Source organism: Paenibacillus sp. FSL R5-0345 (assembly GCF_000758585.1).
Taxonomy (GTDB): Bacteria; Bacillota; Bacilli; order Paenibacillales; family Paenibacillaceae; genus Paenibacillus_AQ.
The window spans coordinates 6386801-6403219 of the sequence record NZ_CP009281.1 but is presented as its reverse complement, the minus strand read 5'-3'; the positions used below and the strand labels follow the sequence as shown (position 1 = coordinate 6403219).

General features: G+C 46.9%; 12 protein-coding genes. All 12 read left to right on the top strand.

The genetic code is table 11. The features are described from left to right. The first annotated feature begins 288 nt into the window (after positions 1-288). The 12 genes from R50345_RS28285 to R50345_RS28230 all read left to right on the top strand — a co-directional run bounded on the left by R50345_RS28285 (position 289) and on the right by R50345_RS28230 (position 16366). Positions 289-2283, top strand: coding sequence for a methyl-accepting chemotaxis protein (locus R50345_RS28285; protein WP_042131419.1), 1995 nt, complete (start codon positions 289-291; stop codon positions 2281-2283). Between the two features lie 121 nt (positions 2284-2404). Beyond that, the gene (locus R50345_RS28280; protein WP_042131418.1) at positions 2405-3217 is read left to right on the top strand and encodes a uroporphyrinogen-III synthase; all 813 of its coding nucleotides are present in this window, start codon (positions 2405-2407) and stop codon (positions 3215-3217) included. Between the two features lie 206 nt (positions 3218-3423). After that, entirely contained in the window at positions 3424-4062 is a 639-nt protein-coding gene (locus tag R50345_RS28275) for a ThuA domain-containing protein (protein ID WP_042131417.1), read from the top strand. Between the two features lie 97 nt (positions 4063-4159). Beyond that, positions 4160-4507, top strand: coding sequence for a phasin family protein (locus R50345_RS28270; protein WP_042131416.1), 348 nt, complete (start codon positions 4160-4162; stop codon positions 4505-4507). Next, positions 4508-6175, top strand: coding sequence for an ABC1 kinase family protein (locus R50345_RS28265; protein WP_042131415.1), 1668 nt, complete (start codon positions 4508-4510; stop codon positions 6173-6175). A 393-nt stretch (positions 6176-6568) separates the two neighbouring features. Further along, positions 6569-8371 (top strand): DEAD/DEAH box helicase, encoded by a 1803-nt coding sequence (locus R50345_RS28260; RefSeq protein WP_042131414.1) that lies wholly within the window; start codon positions 6569-6571, stop codon positions 8369-8371. A 197-nt stretch (positions 8372-8568) separates the two neighbouring features. Next, positions 8569-9429: a M15 family metallopeptidase gene (locus tag R50345_RS28255; protein WP_042131413.1), complete on the top strand. Its 861-nt coding sequence runs from the start codon at positions 8569-8571 to the stop codon at positions 9427-9429. 144 nt (positions 9430-9573) lie between these two features. Further along, positions 9574-10050, top strand: coding sequence for a glutathione peroxidase (locus R50345_RS28250; protein WP_042131412.1), 477 nt, complete (start codon positions 9574-9576; stop codon positions 10048-10050). Between the two features lie 248 nt (positions 10051-10298). Beyond that, positions 10299-11933: a formate--tetrahydrofolate ligase gene (locus R50345_RS28245; protein WP_042131411.1), complete on the top strand. Its 1635-nt coding sequence runs from the start codon at positions 10299-10301 to the stop codon at positions 11931-11933. A 335-nt stretch (positions 11934-12268) separates the two neighbouring features. Continuing rightward, positions 12269-13633 (top strand): FAD-dependent oxidoreductase, encoded by a 1365-nt coding sequence (locus tag R50345_RS28240; protein ID WP_042132544.1) that lies wholly within the window; start codon positions 12269-12271, stop codon positions 13631-13633. Positions 13634-13909: 276 nt separating this feature from the next. After that, positions 13910-14737 (top strand): formate/nitrite transporter family protein, encoded by an 828-nt coding sequence (locus R50345_RS28235; RefSeq protein WP_042131410.1) that lies wholly within the window; start codon positions 13910-13912, stop codon positions 14735-14737. A 408-nt stretch (positions 14738-15145) separates the two neighbouring features. Further along, positions 15146-16366 (top strand): MFS transporter, encoded by a 1221-nt coding sequence (locus tag R50345_RS28230; protein ID WP_042131409.1) that lies wholly within the window; start codon positions 15146-15148, stop codon positions 16364-16366. The last annotated feature ends 53 nt before the right edge of the window (positions 16367-16419 follow it).

Genomic DNA, 16419 nt, shown 5'->3' with positions numbered 1-16419 from the left:
TAGAAATCCTCTCCCCTTAAAGCAAACTGGTGAACAGTTGTTAACCTAATTATAGTGAACGATCGTTCACCTGTCAAAAATAAAATGCTTCATATTTCGTACATCTTGACGGTGATTTATTGATTACTTTAAATAATCTTTTTTTTGTTGCGTTTATATGACAATTCATAAAAATAATGAGAAAAATGAAGAAAGATAGGAGGAAAATCGGTTCCAAAGTAGGATATATAATTATATATTTAGTCTGGTAAATAGGTCCTACTTTAAGACTCGAAGAGAGAGAGCGTGATGACATTTATGAACAAAAAAACAGGTATGAGTATCCGAGCCAAGTTAATTCTTACATACCTATTAGTTCTGCTGTTGCCCAGTATCATTATCGGCTGGCGAACCTATCAATCTGCTAGCCATGAAGTGGAAGATCAACTGGTGAGCAATGCTACCGAAAGTGTTGTAGCAGTAAATGAAATCATCAACTCGAATATTCAATCCAAAATAGATGCTGTTTCTTATTTTGCCGCTGAGTTCACTGATGAAGGGACCAACAGTGAGGTAACTGGAGGGGCAGCAGCTTCTATGAAGAACAGATTAAAGGAATACGCTGTATTACATCCTGATGTGTTAGATATTTATGTTAGTACAAGCAAGGGGCAATCCATCCACGCTTCGGAAGCCAAACTGCCCGAAGGCTACGATCCCAGGCAGGAGAGTGCCTACATTAATTCTCTGAAGCACGGGAATGGTGTTGTGATTTCCCCGGCCTTTCAAACCGTAAATCAAGAAACGGCGATTGCGATCTCAACGGTTCTTAAGAGCGGTAACGGGGTGGTAACTTTGAATCTCAATCTATCTGCCTTAGGCGATTTGACTTCGACTAAGGTTGGCAAGGAAGGATACATTATTATCCTTGATAACAGCAAGAAATATCTTGTTCATCCAACAGAGGCGATTGGACAGGAGTCATCCGATGATTTTATAAAGAGAATGTTTGAGGAAGATCAAGGTACTTTTGATTATGTCTATAAGGGTACACACAAAAAGATGATGTTTACGGTGAATGAGCTTACGGGCTGGAGAATCGGAGGTACGATAAGCGTAGATGAAGTGACATCGGCAACGAGCGGAATTCGCAATACAGCGCTGCTTGTTATTATAGTTTCCGTTTTGCTTGCGCTGATCATGATCTATTTTAATATTCAATCTATTCTGCGGCCGCTCCTCCGGCTGAGGAAAGCAACTGCAGTGATAGCGAAAGGTGATTTGTCCGAAGACATTAGGGGGTTCCGCAAAGATGAAATTGGCATGCTTGCCGAGAACTTTCAATTAATGGTGCTCAGCTTGCGGGAGATGATCATCGGCGTACAGGAGATGACGAGCAATGTATCCTCTTCAGCCGAAGAACTAACCGCTAGTGCAGAGCAGAATGCCCAAACGATTGAGTCGATGACGATAGCGATCCAGGAGGTAGCAGCAGGTACGGAACAGCAGGTGATCAGTGTACGAAAAGGAATGGAAAGTACAGCGGCGACGACCAGCGAAGTGGATCATATTTCCGTATATATGGAGCAGGTGTCTGCGATGATGGACAAGACTTCGCTCTCTGCTTCAGAAGGAAATGATTCGGTCATTAGCGTGGTGGATAAGATCAATGGTATTCATAAAACGGTGGGAGAGCTTGGCAGTGTAATCGACAGGCTGAATGAAAGAACGGATCAAATTGAGGGCATTGTCAGCGTCATCACAGGGATTGCCCGTCAGACCAACCTGTTAGCTCTCAATGCTTCCATTGAGGCGGCCAGAGCTGGAGAGCATGGCCGTGGATTTGCCGTTGTTGCTGCCGAGGTACGTAAGCTGGCAGAGGAGTCAGAGAGATCAGCGCATCTAATTGCAGAGCAGATTATTGCCATTAATAGTGAAATGAAGCTGGTGACCCATACAATGGAGGATACAAAGCAGCGCGTAACCGAAGGAATTGAGGCCGTAGATACTTCTGGACGTTCTTTCTCCCGTATCCGTAGAGCAGTCAAGAGTGCCGCGGAGAAGATTGAGTCGATGGGCGGTGCGGTACAGACCTTATTGGTGGAGTCAAATCATATGGAGAAGGCAATTGGAGAGATTCGCGGCATCTCTGAAGAGGCGGCTGTGAATACAGAGACCATCGCAACGGCAGCACAAGAGCAGCTTGCTTCTGTTGAAGAGATGGCGTCTTCCTCTACCGACCTTAGTCGTCTTGCGGAGGAACTGCAAAAGCTTGTGAGTACCTTTAAGATACACTCCTCCTAGTGAAAATATATATTTCGGATAGGATAACGATGGTTTTATCTTCCCTTTTGCAGTCCTTTCCAAGTATACTGATAAACAATAATGCTGGATTAGGCAACGTAGAGAGGAGAGATAATAGTACATGGCAGAGCAACTGAAAGGGTTCACGGTCGCCTTGGCGGGACCGCGTAAATCAGAAGAAATGGCCAAGCTGGTCCAAAATATGGGGGGGACGGCATTATATCGACCTGCCCAAGGTACTGTATTTCTTGATGATGAGGCATTGGAGGAAGGCTTGAATTCATGGATCAGCCATCCACCTTACTTGGTGATCCTTACTACAGGCATGGGACTGGACGCTCTCTTCGAAACGGCTGAACGCCTGAACATCGCCGATCGCTTTTTAGAAGTACTTTCTGGTTCTATTATTGCTGCACGGGGTTATAAGACAGTGAATGCTTTGAAAAAAAGAGGGCTTACGCCAGAGTTTCGCGACGACGACGGAAGTACGATCGGACTGATTCGTGGGCTTCAATCCCTGGATTTGCAGGGCAAGGAGGTCGTTCTGCAGCTGCATGGTGATCCAGCTCCTCGTATGCTCGCATGGCTGCAGGAGGCAGGGGCAAATACCAGTCAAGTGCTGCCGTATCGGCATACTCCACCAGAGCCGGGGGAGCTTGACAAGCTGCTTATTGAGATTATAGAAGGCAAGATTGATGCCGTGGCTTTTACGAGTGCGCCGCAGTTTCGTTTTCTCTCTCAATTTGCTCGGGAAAAGGGCAAGCTGGAAGAGATGCTGAAGTCTTTTGAGGATAAGGTACTTGCCGTTTCTGTAGGGCGTATTACCTCTGAAGCCCTTAAGGAAGAGGGCGTACAGCGTATCATTATGCCCGAGCATGAACGGATGGGGAGCATGATTGTAGAGCTGGGCAAATATGTGGCAGCGAATCGCTAGACCATTTTGTGCGGCAGCCTTACAAGATTGGTGTTACCACACAGAAGCATTCCCTCCGGGTTCACTGGGTGGGGATGCTTTTTTTCCCGGAAGATGATGTCTTAAGAGTAGTAAACCTGCCATCTGCATGGACATTCGCAGCAGTTTTCCTTAGAATATAGGCAACATGTGATGAATAATAACAATGAATAAGGAGGAGGATCCCCATGGACAAAAGAAAATGTCTATTACTTGGTGATTACACCCATCCCCGTTTCCATCCACTTCAAGGAGTGGACCAACAAATTAGTGAGATTTTAAATGATTTATTAACCGTTCAGTGTTCGGAGAATAAAAAATTGATGCGCATTGAGCATCTGGCAAGTTATGACTTATGTATAGCCTACAACGAATTGTGGAATGAAACTGTATCGCCTCAGCAAACCGCTGGCCTACTCAGCTATGTGAGCGGTGGTGGAGGACTGATTGTTCTTCATACAGGTGCTTCATTGACGAAGCGTAACGAGCTGGCTCAGCTGATTGGCGGCCGCTTTAACGGCCACTCCGCTTACGAGCCGATGAATTTCAAGGTGCTGGAGCATGACATTACTGAGGGCGTTGAAGACTTCCAGCTGGATGAAGAGCCATATCATTTTGAACTTGACCCGTTTACGGAGCGGACCATTCTACTTCAGTATGAATCAGAGGATGGATGGTTGCCGGCTGCATGGTGCCACAGCTATGGCTTAGGACGAGTAGTATTTCTTATGCCTGGTCACCATGAGCCATCCTTCCGTCACCCGGCATTACGAAAATTAATCTTGCAGGCGGCTACTTGGGCTGCCCGTATTCCGGTAAATAACTAAGGCGATGTCCCGGCTTTTTGAAATATGCACACAGTGAGGTATACTTTAATCATCAACTCCGTTTGTAATGAAACGGAATCTTTGGGAGGAAAGTACTATGAGTGATTTGTTTAAAAAAGCGATCTCTTTAGGAGTGGGCCTCACCATTGTTAGCAAGGAAAAAGTAGAAAAGGTTGTTGAAGAACTAGTGAAGCGAGGGGAGCTTGCTCCTTCGGAGTCTAAGGCCCTCGTTGATCGGCTGATTGAACGCGGCGAGGAAGAGCGAGGCATGCTCAAGTCTGTTGTACAAGAGCAAGTACAACGCGTGTTGAAGGAAATGAAGGTTCCTGTACAAAGTGATATTGACGAGCTGGAAGGCCGAATTGCTGTATTGGAGCGTCGATTGGCCGAGCTAGAGGGGATTTCCCATCTAGAAGGAACATCGGCGGAAACGCGTACGGACTAAATGGCAGTACGTATTAGACATGCCGGACGATACCGGTCCATTGCCATGGCGCTTATGCACCATGGTTTTGGTTATATGGTGGAGGAGCTGGGGCTCTATCATTTATTATCCCTTCCACGCCGTCTTGTAACGCAAGAAGCACATACAAGTCTTACGCTCGGGGAGCGGATTCGGCTAGTACTGGAGGATTTGGGTCCAACCTTTATAAAGCTCGGACAACTTGCCAGTACCCGTTCAGATCTGCTGCCTGATTCTATTATTCAAGAATTGGTAAAACTACAGGATAATGTGCCTCCGTTCCCTGTGGAACGCGTGCGCACGATTGTGGAGCATGAGCTGGATCAACGGATGGATGAAATTTTTCATTCCTTTGAGGATACGCCTCTTGCGGCTGCGTCAATCGGTCAAGTGCATAGAGCTGTTCTTCACAGTGGGCAGGTCGTGGCTGTTAAGGTTCAGCGCCCTGGCATTCTGCGAACGATGAGCAGGGATTTGGAAATTCTCAAAGATCTAAGCGCGCTTGCTGAGAAGCAGTTAGGCTGGGCAAGGCAATATCAGTTATCCCGTATGGTAGAGGAGTTCTCGAAATCGCTTCTTGGCGAGCTGGATTATAGCCAAGAAGGGCGTAATGCAGAGAAAATTGCTCAACAGATGGATTATGATGGAGTGTACATCCCGGATATCTATTGGGATTATACGTCAACGCGAGTACTTACGATGGAATATGTAGTAGGGATTACGCTGAGTCGTCGTGATGAGCTGCTGAGTAACGGAGTTAAGCTTAAGGTTATCGCTCAGCAGCTCGTGGAAATGATGCTAAGACAAATCTTCATTCATGGTTTTTTCCATGCGGATCCTCATCCAGGAAATGTTATACGGATGGCGGATGGGAAGCTGGCTTTGATTGATTTTGGCATGATGGGGCGACTGAACGAAGAAATGAAAGAACAACTGTCTGCGCTTGTCATCGCACTGATGCGCAAGAATACGGACGCTATGGTCCGGGCAATCCTGCGTCTCGGAGTCATCCCTGAGGATGCTGATCGTGCGGCGCTCCATAATGATATGGATCGACTTCGCGATGAGTATTATGATGTTCCGTTCAGTAAGATGAGCATAGGTAAAGCGCTAAATGATCTGTTTGGCATTGCTCGCAAGCATCGATTAATCCTTCCCCCGGATCTAACGATGCTCGGCAAGACGATGCTGACGCTTGAAGGTGTCATTAGCAATTTGGATCCAACGATCAGCATTCTAGAGATGGCAGAGCCTTTTGGACGGGAACTTGTGAAGCAGCGCTTCAGCGGTCCCCGATTGCAGCGCAAGCTCCTCGGAGGCGTAGCTGATTTAACGGAAAGTCTGCTGGAGCTTCCTGGGCAGGCTAAGCAGCTATCTGCTCTAATTACTAAGGGAAAGCTAAAGGTAGAGATTGTGGCACCTGAGCTCGAGCATTTGGAGCGAAAGCTGGACCGGGTCGGGAATCGGTTAGCATTTAGTATTGTGATGCTTGCGTTCAGTATCATCATGGTTGGACTCATTATTGGGACTGCGATGCGCGGTCAGCCTTCAGTGTTATGGAATTTCCCTACAGTGGAGATTGGCGGCGTAGTGGCGCTTCTGATGTTTTTATGGTTGATCTTTGCGATTTTTAAATCGGGAAGGTTCTAACCTGCAATTACAGGATAGAATAATTATTATTCTGCAGTTTCACACAAATGCCGTTCTATCAAGTACAATATAAAGGATAACTTTCTAAGCTTAACTTTACTTCTATTGTATAAAGTGGAATGGAACGCAAATGGAGTGCCGTCTAAACGTCCGGTGGATCGCTGCTGCCCAGAAACCGAACTTTGACCGCACTCTTTTAACGGGTCAAGGGATACATGGGACGGAAGAATGCCGGTGACGGGGTTCTTCCGCTTTTGTTTGAATATAGCTGAATCGGAAGCATACGCCCCCAAAAGGACAGTTGATAGGGGCTGCCTGAATAGGGCTTTGGAAGACGGAAGTTAAGTAAGAGATGTAATCAAATTTAACTGAGAAAATAGTGAGGTGGAGAATTTGCCGGGATTTAAAGAATTAGGAGTTTCAGAATTACTGTGTACATTGCTTCAAGGTCAAGGCATCGTAAAGCCTACGCCAGTGCAACAGGAAGCAATACCGCCATTGGTGCAGGGTCTGGATGTAATTGCAAGAGCGAAGACAGGTACAGGGAAGACATTGGCTTTCTTGCTGCCAATTATGGACAAGATCCACACGGAGCGAGCTTATCCGCAGGCGCTAATTATGGCTCCAACACGTGAGTTGGCTTTGCAGATTACAGAAGAGGCACGTAAGCTGGCACGTCATACGGATATCAAAATCTTGGCCGTTTACGGTGGTCAGGATGTTGAGAAGCAGCTGCGTAAGCTGGAAGGCGGAAGACATCTTATTATCGGTACACCGGGCAGACTGCTAGATCATATGCGCCGCGAGACGCTCGATCTTAGTGGTGTTAAGATGCTCGTTCTGGACGAAGCGGATCAAATGCTGCATATGGGATTCTTGGAGGATGTAGAGACCATTATTACGGCTGTTCCTTATCGTCGTCAAACGATGCTGTTCTCTGCGACGATGCCAGATCCGATTAAACGCCTCGCAGCTAATTACATGAAAGAGCCTCTGGATATCATTATTAAGAGTGGTTCTCCGATTCCGCTGGATAATATCAAACAGCAAGTCGTGGAAGTCTCGGATCGCAATAAAGAAGAGGCACTTATAGCTTTGATTGAACGAGATCGTCCTTACTTGGCTATTATTTTCTGCCGGACCAAACGTCGGGTGTCCAAGCTGAACGAAGCACTTCAAGCAGCCGGTTATGATTGTGATGAACTGCACGGCGATTTGTCTCAAGGTAAACGTGAAGGTGTAATGAAGAGATTCCGTGATGCGAAGCTGCAGCTTCTTGTAGCCACAGATGTAGCGGCTCGGGGGCTGGATGTCGAAGGTATCACGCATATCTTTAACTATGATATGCCACTTGATGTGGACAGCTATATCCACCGGATAGGTCGGACAGGCCGTGCCGGAGGTAAAGGGCTTGCAATTACGTTCACTTCTCCGCGTGAGCAAGATGGACTAGACATGATCGAGCACGGCATTTCGCAGCGCCTGGATCGTCGCCGTTACGACAAGGATGAATTCGGCGTTGGCGAATTCGTTGCAGTACAAGGCGGCGGACGCCACGGCGGTCGCCAAAGCGGCGGCGCTGAGGCAGCGCGCACGGGCCGCGGACCGAAGACCGGCGGCTCTGGCCGCGGCGGTGCTCCGCGCGGCGAAGGCGGAGCGCGGCAAGGTGGCCGCGGCCGCGGTAAGGAAGCAGGCGGCTGGGGTGCGCCTGCAGAAGGTCGCCGCGGCGGTCGTTCCGATGCGGCGGCTGGCAAGCGCGGAGGCAGCGGCTATGACGCTGCCGCACCTAAGGGCGGCGGCAAGGCTGCCGGCGTAGTGAGAGTAGGCGGCGGCTACGGCGCCTTCGCCTCCAGAGGCGATGCGCCAGCTAGCGGTAACGCAGCAGCGCCTAGCGCCGGTTCGCGCGGTGCGAACCGTAAGGGCGGACCAAGCACAGGCTACAGCGAGAACGTAGCCAGAGGCGCAGACGGCGGTGCCTACGCTGGCGGCACACCACGAGGCGGCTTAGGCAGCGGCTACGGTGCAGGCCCGTCTAGAGGCGGCGGTAAAGGCGGTAAAGGTAGCAAAGGCGGCTACAGCAGTGCCAAAGGTGGCGCTGGTAAAGGCGGGCGCAACAGCGGAAACGCAGGTTCCTCACGCGGTGGACGTGGCAGCTCCGGCGGCTTTAAAAGCGGCGGCAGAGGCACATCCAGATAATGTGAGTGGAATTTCATAACTAAAACTTGTTACCATAGGAAAGTTAGCGGACAAGCTAATTACCTATGGTAACTTTATTTTGTGGGCAGATTTGAGCGATATTTGTCTAAAAAAGAATCTTAGTGTAACATTTTTGATGGAAAGCTTGTCTAATAGATAAATAGAGTGTTTCGACTTCGAGGAGGAAGAACTTGCAGATGTCTAAAAAATTGAAATTAGTGAGCTTGTTAATTGTCGTTATTGCAGTGGGTTGGGGAATCGGGAAGTATACGACAACTTCACCTTCTGCGTCCAATAGCGGGTCAAATATAAATGTACAAGATAATCTTCAAGCTAAGCCTGGTGAAGACGGCAATAGCGCCGAAGGGGGCATAACGGAACCCGTGGTAGCTAATCCATCTAATTCAACAGATCCCTCTGATCCATCCGAATCGGATAATGGCGGCAAGGGAAATAGCACGGATGATTCTTTTAAAGAGCCTGATAGCATAGCTGTGATGGTGAATAAGCAGTATGGACTGCCTGATAACTATAAACCCTCTGATCTTGTCTATCCGGATGTGCGGTTTACGTTTAAAGAGAAAATCGAGAAGCGTATGATGCGTAAGGAAGCTGCCGAAGCATTAGAAAAACTGTTCGCAGGCGCAGAGGAAGACGGGATTTACTTGGCTGGCGTTTCGGCCTACCGCTCTAAGGAGACCCAAACGAGACTGTTCAATCGTTATGTTGAGAAAGATGGAGAGGAACTGGCCCGTACTTACAGTGCCGTGCCTGGCTATAGTGAGCATCAGACAGGGCTTGCTATCGATGTCTCAGGAAGTGACGGCAAATGTGCTGCGGAGAGCTGTTTCGGTGGAACGAAGGAAGCGGAGTGGCTAGCGCAGCATGCAGCGGAATATGGTTATATCATCCGTTTTCCAGAAGGTAAGCAGGACATTACAGGCTATAAATATGAGCCTTGGCATATCCGTTATGTAGGTAAGGATATAGCTACTTATATAGCGGAGAAAGGGATTACGTTGGAAGAATATTATGATGTTGTACCCGTATCTAAGTAACAGTGTTATAGAGAGCAGTCCTAAGAAATACATAGGGCTGCTTTTTTCTTAGTAATTACAGAAAGTGACGATAAGTTGCATTCTATTACAGTTCGGGTAAGATACGTAGTGTAGTCTAAGTACATGGAAGGAAGGGGAATAAGGATGTCGATCTACAATTTTTCCGGCGTTACACCTTCGGGTAAAGAAGTGTCATTTACGGAGTATGAAGGTAAGGTGCTGTTGATTGCTAATACGGCCAGCAAATGCGGACTTACACCGCAGTATGGGGATCTCCAGAAGCTATATGAGCAGTATAGGGATCAGGGACTTGTAGTATTAGGATTCCCCTGCAATCAATTTGCGGGTCAGGAGCCGGGTACAAGTGAAGAGGCAGAAGAATTCTGCCAGATTAATTATGGTGTTACCTTTCCCGTTTTTGCTAAAGTGGATGTGAATGGACCGGAAGCCAGTCCTCTTTTCAATTATTTAAAAGAGCAGCAGCCGGGTACTGGAGACAGCAGCGATATTAGCTGGAATTTCACAAAGTTCCTTATTGATCGTAGCGGTAATGTAGTGGCTCGGGTTGAGCCGAAGGAATCGCCAGAAACGATGACAGAACATATTGAGTCCTTACTGTAGACCGCTTAAGGTCTGATAAATTGTTGTTTTAGAAGTATCCTTTCGAACTCGGTCTTTGGCCGAGTCTCGACGGGATTCTTTTTTACATAGGAATAAGGAAATAGCTGCCTTGAATTTTATTGTGATAAATTATACTTGACGCTTTACAGAGACCATGTATCCTTTGAAGAGAATGTAATGTCTATGCAAAATATGCATAAAGCGTGGATTGCAGCAGGATAATAACGGCAGGAGGGTTTTATACAAGCATGAAGTTAATTACAGAGGTAGCGGCACAAGCGGGAATTGGCGAAGAGCATCTGGAACTATACGGCAAATATAAAAGTAAGCTTTCACCGTCCTTATGGGAGGAAAAGAAGAACAAGCCAGATGGCAAGCTGGTGCTGGTTACTGCGGTTAATCCCACCCCTGCCGGCGAAGGAAAGACCTTAACCACCATAGGGCTGGCACAGGCACTGAACGCAGCAGGTGTAAAGACCGTGGCTGCTTTACGCGAGCCATCCCTCGGACCATGCCTAGGAATGAAGGGTGGTGCCACTGGTGGCGGTAAGTCGCAGATCGTTCCGGCAGATGAGATTAATTTGCACTTTACAGGCGATATTCATGCGGTGACTTCTGCACATAATCTATTGTCTGCGATGATTGACAATCATATCTTCCAAGGCAATGCACTGGGTCTTGATCCACAGCGCATCGTTTGGAAACGTGTGATGGATATGAACGATCGCAGTTTGCGGAATGTCGTGACAGGGCTCGGAGATGGAAATGGAGCCGTACGGGAAAGTGGATTCCAGATTACGACAGCTTCAGAGATTATGGCTGTATTATGCTTATGCGATAATCTGAGCGATCTTAAAAAGCGTCTAAACCGTATTTTGATTGGATATGACCAAGAGGGACAACCTGTAACGGCAGAGCAAATAGGGGCAGTTGAAGCGATGGCAGCCCTGCTGAAGGAAGCAGTTAAACCTAATCTGGTACAGACCTTGGAGGGCACCCCTGTTATTGTACACGGCGGTCCATTTGCAAATATCGCCCATGGCTGCAGCAGTGTTATCGGCACTCGTTACGCACTCAAGCTGGGAGATGTTGTTGTCACGGAAGCAGGCTTTGGAGCGGATCTTGGTGCAGAGAAATTCATGGATATCAAATGCCGGCAAGCCGATCTAACCCCTTCAGCGGCAGTGCTTGTGGTGACGGTGAAATCCTTGAAATATAACGGTGGTGTACCTAAGAATGAGCTTCAAACTGAGAACCGGACGGCGCTGCGATCTGGATTGTCTAATTTGGAGCGGCATGTAGAGAATCTCGGCAAATTTGGGGTACCTGTCCTTGTTGCCATTAATCATTTTGAAGGTGACAGCCCGGGAGAGATTAATGATGTTGTAGAGGCTTGTCGCCGATTGAACGTTCCTGCGGCAATATCCAAGGTGTGGGCAGAAGGTAGTGCAGGCGGACAAGAGTTGGCTTCAGAACTAAAGAAGCTTCTGGAGCATAGCGACACTGGGCGCTTTGCGCCTTTGTATGAGGATGAACTCGACATTCCTTCTAAAATCACTAAGATTGTGCGCGAAATTTACCGTGGTGCTGAGGTTAACTTTTCCCCTGCGGCTAAACGCAGCCTGGCGGTGATCGAGCGCCTTGGGTTAAATGATCTTCAAGTATGTATGGCGAAGACACCGTATTCCTTCTCGGACCAGCCAAGATTGCTTGGCGCGCCTGAAGGGTTCACCGTAGGTATCCGTGATATCACCCTTTCGCTCGGTGCAGGGTTTGCTGTTGTCATTACGGGGAATATCGTTACGATGCCAGGTCTACCGGCTAAACCTGCTGCTGAGGCACTATGGATGGATGAGGACGGCGAAATTCACGGTTTGGTGTAAATTAGGTTTATGATCAGGCTTTTCCCTGTTGGATTAGGGGGAAGCCTTTTTTGTGCGCTATAAGAAAGTATATCCTGAGGGGTCTGAACATAATGTCTTACGCCCATGGCAAAGCTAACGAGGTCGCATCGGCAGCGGTGACGGAAAATGCTTAAAATTGTGAACAATCTGAGAATATAGGCGAAAAGACTTGTAATGTGATAAATATCACAATATAATCAGTTTATAAAGTGAAATAAATCACAATTAACTCATCGGTGATCAGATATCTAATTTGGTCAGTCAAGCAAGTCGAATATATAACCAGGTTGTCCATTTGAAGGAGGAAGAAAATGATGAAAATAGCTGTCATTGGATGTACCCATGCCGGAACTGCCGCAATTGTAAATACTGCCCAACTGTACCCAGAAGCTGAGATTACGGTATATGAGCGTAATGATAATATTTCCTTCTTATCCTGTGGCATTGCTTTATATGTAGGTGGAGTGGTCAAAGACCCGCACGGACTGTTCTATTCTTCCCCAGAGAAGCTTGCAGAGCTCGGAGTAAAGACGAACATGCGTCATGAAGTGACCGAAGTGGATACGAAGTCCAAAACACTGCGTGTTCGCAATTTGGCAACTGGACAGGAGTTTAATGATACCTACGATAAGCTGATTATGACTACTGGATCATGGCCGGTTGTGCCGAAGCTCGAAGGGCTTGAGCTGGAAGGCGTCTTGCTTTGCAAGAATTATGAACATTCCAACACCATTATAGAAAAAGCTAAACATGCGAACAAAATCACAGTCGTAGGCGCTGGCTATATCGGCGTTGAATTGGTGGAAGCCTTCCAAATGAATGGGAAGCAAGTAACGCTGATTGATGGTGAAGACCGCATTCTGAATAAATATTTGGATCCAGAGTTTACTGCACCAATCGAACAATCCTTTAAGGATCACGGCATTAAATTGGCACTGAATGAGAAGGTCAGTTCTTTTGCTGGAGAAGGCGGTAAAGTTACCAAGGTTATCACAAGCGCAGGAGAGCATGAGACGGATCTTGTTATTCTCTGCATCGGCTTCCGTCCGAATACTGAACTCTTAAAAGGCCAGGTGGATATGCTGCCAAATGGTGCGATTTTGGTCAACGACTATATGCAGACTAGTTGCCCAGATGTGTATGCCGCTGGTGACAGCTGTGCGATTCATTACAACCCTACAGGGAAGCACGCTTATATTCCACTAGCAACCAACGCAGTACGGATGGGCACCTTGGTCGCACGTAACTTGATGACAGAGACGATTCCATATATGGGCACTCAAGGGACTTCGGGCATTAAGATTTATGAAGATAATATCGCTGCTACCGGTCTTACAGAAGAAGCGGCTAAGGCTGAAGGCATGGACGTAGAGACTACCACGATTATTGACAACTACCGTCCAGAATTTATGCCAACGTTCGAACAGGTTCAATTAAAAGTTGTATTTGATCGTGCTACACGCCGCATTGTCGGAGCACAAATTATGTCCAAGATGGATTTGACGCAATCGATCAACACCGTATCTGTATGTATTCAAAATAAAATGACAATCGACCAGCTGGCCTTTATCGATTTCTTCTTCCAACCTCATTACAATAAGCCTTGGAACTTCCTGAACACCGTAGGAATTCAAGCGCTGCCGACATCAGTACCAAGTAAAGAGGCAGTAACCGTTTAACGTAATTGCATAAGAACATTATAGTCGGGTAGACCGGAGCCATTCATGGCTTCGGTTTTTTCATGTTTGATGCTGGTACTATTTACCTTTAAAATAATATGGAGCCTATTCTTACAATTGTAATTATGGATGCGCTTCGTTAAATTTGACATGTCAGTGAAAAGTTTCACTTAGTTTTTCATTAAGTGATAATTGTCACGTTATTGTGTTTTGTGACACGCTACAATGGTCGTAAAGGAACAAATTTTAAGTAAATAGATGAAGGGGATAGGAATCATGGCTTATAATAAACCGCAGCAGATTGCCGCAGTCACGGTCGAGAACGGCATAAAAAAGGCGCACAATCCTTTAAGCACCGTACTAATTCTGGGCTTTCTGGGAGGGGCGTTTATCGCGCTCGGATTTTTACTGGATATTCGCGTCATTGCTGGCGCACCGCATGAATGGGGATCTATCGCTAACTTTATTGGGGCAGCAGTCTTCCCTGTTGGATTGATTCTAGTATTGCTTGCAGGGGGAGAACTACTGACAGGCAATATGATGGCTGTGCCGCTTGCTTTTATGGCGAAGAAGATATCTTTCTGGGAAGTTATTAAGAATCTTGTATTGATTACCCTGAGCAATTTAGCGGGAGCTTTGTTTGTAGCTTACTTTTTTGGTCACGTGGTTGGTTTAACCTCTGACGGTGTGTATCTGGAAAAATTAGTAGAGATGGCAGGGCATAAGCTTGAGGCAGACTTCTTGCCGGCATTTGTTTCCGGTATCGGTTGTAACTGGCTCGTAGCTTTGGCGGTATGGCTCTCCTATGGAGCAGATAACTTCAGTGGTAAAATCCTCGGTATCTGGTTCCCGACGATGGCTTTTGTAGCTATCGGCTTCCAGCACGTTGTAGCTAACATGTTCTTAATTCCGGCGGCTATTTTTGAAGGCTATTTTTCATGGGGAGAGTACTTCAACAACTTTGTTCCGGTATGGCTAGGCAACTTGACTGGCGGTGCGATCTTTGTTGCGGCAGCTTATTGGATGGCTTACTTACGTAAAGAGCCAGCATCTATTCAATCCGTGGACAGCATGTCCGGCAGCGGTGTAAAGAAACACGCCTAAACCTATCTTATAGAGCACTCCTTAGCATAGTCGAGGGGTGCTTTTTGATGTTATAGACAAATAAAATCCGCCGTGATGTATCCGAGCTCGGGGGAACGATTCGGACGCACGGCGGATTTTAGAAGGGGGAGTGTTTCTAGGCTCTATTACCCCGACTTTGCAAGAACGAATCACATCGTTTTGTTTAGTCTGCTTTACGGACGACAGCAGCAACTATAAAATATAAATAGATGGGAACGGGTGCTACTTTTTTCTCAGCTACGGTTGAAGTTAGTCCTAATTAAGAGGTAAAGTGTACTAAGACTTTATCACGATAGCACGTCAATGCGTCTGCTTGCCCTGAACCCTGTTTTGGGATAATACTGGATGGAATAATGACACATATATTACAGGGGATGTACACTACTTATGAAGTTTTTACAGAATTATCCTAAAGAAGTTAAGATATTTTTAATTGCTAGCCTTATTAATGCAACGGGTAGTGCACTGATGTGGCCACTGGTTACAATGTATGTTTTTGATGAGCTTGGACGCAGCATGTCGGATGCTGGATTAGTGATTCTTATTCAATCAGTTGGAGGGATTGTGGGTCAACTACTCGGGGGCTCACTCTATCATAAGGTAGGCGTTAACCGGCTGATTGTCGGAGCGCTGGGCATGAATGCACTTGCACTGTTCACTTTGCCGGCAGCAAGTAACAACTGGACGTTATTTATGGTCGCGATGGGACTGGTAGGACTCTTTAATTCATTGTCATTACCTGCGATTCAGGCATTTATCGGCTTTCGTTTTACGAAGCAGCGCGGAGAGCTGTTTAATGTTATTTATGTCGCTAATAATATTGGTGTAGCACTGGGTACGGCGTTAAGTGGTTTTTTGGCCGATATTTCTTATATGCTCAGCTTTGTAATGAACGGCATAACTTCAGCGGTATTTGCGGTATTCTTTTTTGTATATCTCAAGAAAGTCGGAGGAGATTCTTCACAGGAGATCACAGAACACCAGAAGGCTGGTCCTGACAAACAATCCACCTGGAAGCTAATGGGACATACACGGATTTATCTTTATATGGGTATTGCCTCGATGTTCCTACTGTTAGGGAACTCTATCTGGAATACAGGGGTATCTCCGTTCATTATTTCTGAGGGCTGGCCTAAGAAGACTTATGGTTTTCTCTGGACGCTCAACGGTATTCTTATTTTTGCGGCCCAGCCGCTCGTAACGGTGATTAAACGTTGGTTCGCGTCCACCTCAACAGCGCAAATGACTGTAAGTGCTCTATTTTATTTGGGTGGTTATGCTGTTCTTTTATGGATGCCGACTTATTCAGGTCTAGTGCTTGGGATGGTGCTCGCTACGCTTGGGGAAATGCTGATATCTCCGGCCATGCCTTCCTTTATTTCGGATCATGCAGGTCGAAGTGCTCCATTCTATTTAGGGCTTAGTGGAGGTATGGGGGCAGTCGGAAGGGTGATTGGGCCTTACTTAATGGGTAGATTGTATGATAGTGGAGGCTTAGCGCCTACCGCATGGTTGGCATGTGCGATGGCACTGCTATCCGTAGGATTCTTTATTGTTCATGCGTATATCAACCGCCGAGGAAATTCACTGGAGCGGTCAATTGGATAGTTGTGCATAGTGGATTCAGGTGATCTACTGTGATTCTATAGAGGTGCAAGGCA

Excerpts from the sequence above, each read along its gene's own strand:
- R50345_RS28265 (WP_042131415.1), top strand. The coding sequence starts at position 4,508 with ATGGCAGTACGTATTAGACATGCCGGACGATACCGGTCCATTGCCATG.
- R50345_RS28280 (WP_042131418.1), top strand. The coding sequence starts at position 2,405 with ATGGCAGAGCAACTGAAAGGGTTCACGGTCGCCTTGGCGGGACCGCGT.
- R50345_RS28255 (WP_042131413.1), top strand. The coding sequence starts at position 8,569 with ATGTCTAAAAAATTGAAATTAGTGAGCTTGTTAATTGTCGTTATTGCA.
- R50345_RS28250 (WP_042131412.1), top strand. The coding sequence starts at position 9,574 with ATGTCGATCTACAATTTTTCCGGCGTTACACCTTCGGGTAAAGAAGTG.
- R50345_RS28245 (WP_042131411.1), top strand. The coding sequence starts at position 10,299 with ATGAAGTTAATTACAGAGGTAGCGGCACAAGCGGGAATTGGCGAAGAG.
- R50345_RS28230 (WP_042131409.1), top strand. The coding sequence starts at position 15,146 with ATGAAGTTTTTACAGAATTATCCTAAAGAAGTTAAGATATTTTTAATT.
- R50345_RS28275 (WP_042131417.1), top strand. The coding sequence starts at position 3,424 with ATGGACAAAAGAAAATGTCTATTACTTGGTGATTACACCCATCCCCGT.
- R50345_RS28240 (WP_042132544.1), top strand. The coding sequence starts at position 12,269 with ATGAAAATAGCTGTCATTGGATGTACCCATGCCGGAACTGCCGCAATT.
- R50345_RS28270 (WP_042131416.1), top strand. The coding sequence starts at position 4,160 with ATGAGTGATTTGTTTAAAAAAGCGATCTCTTTAGGAGTGGGCCTCACC.
- R50345_RS28235 (WP_042131410.1), top strand. The coding sequence starts at position 13,910 with ATGGCTTATAATAAACCGCAGCAGATTGCCGCAGTCACGGTCGAGAAC.
- R50345_RS28285 (WP_042131419.1), top strand. The coding sequence starts at position 289 with ATGACATTTATGAACAAAAAAACAGGTATGAGTATCCGAGCCAAGTTA.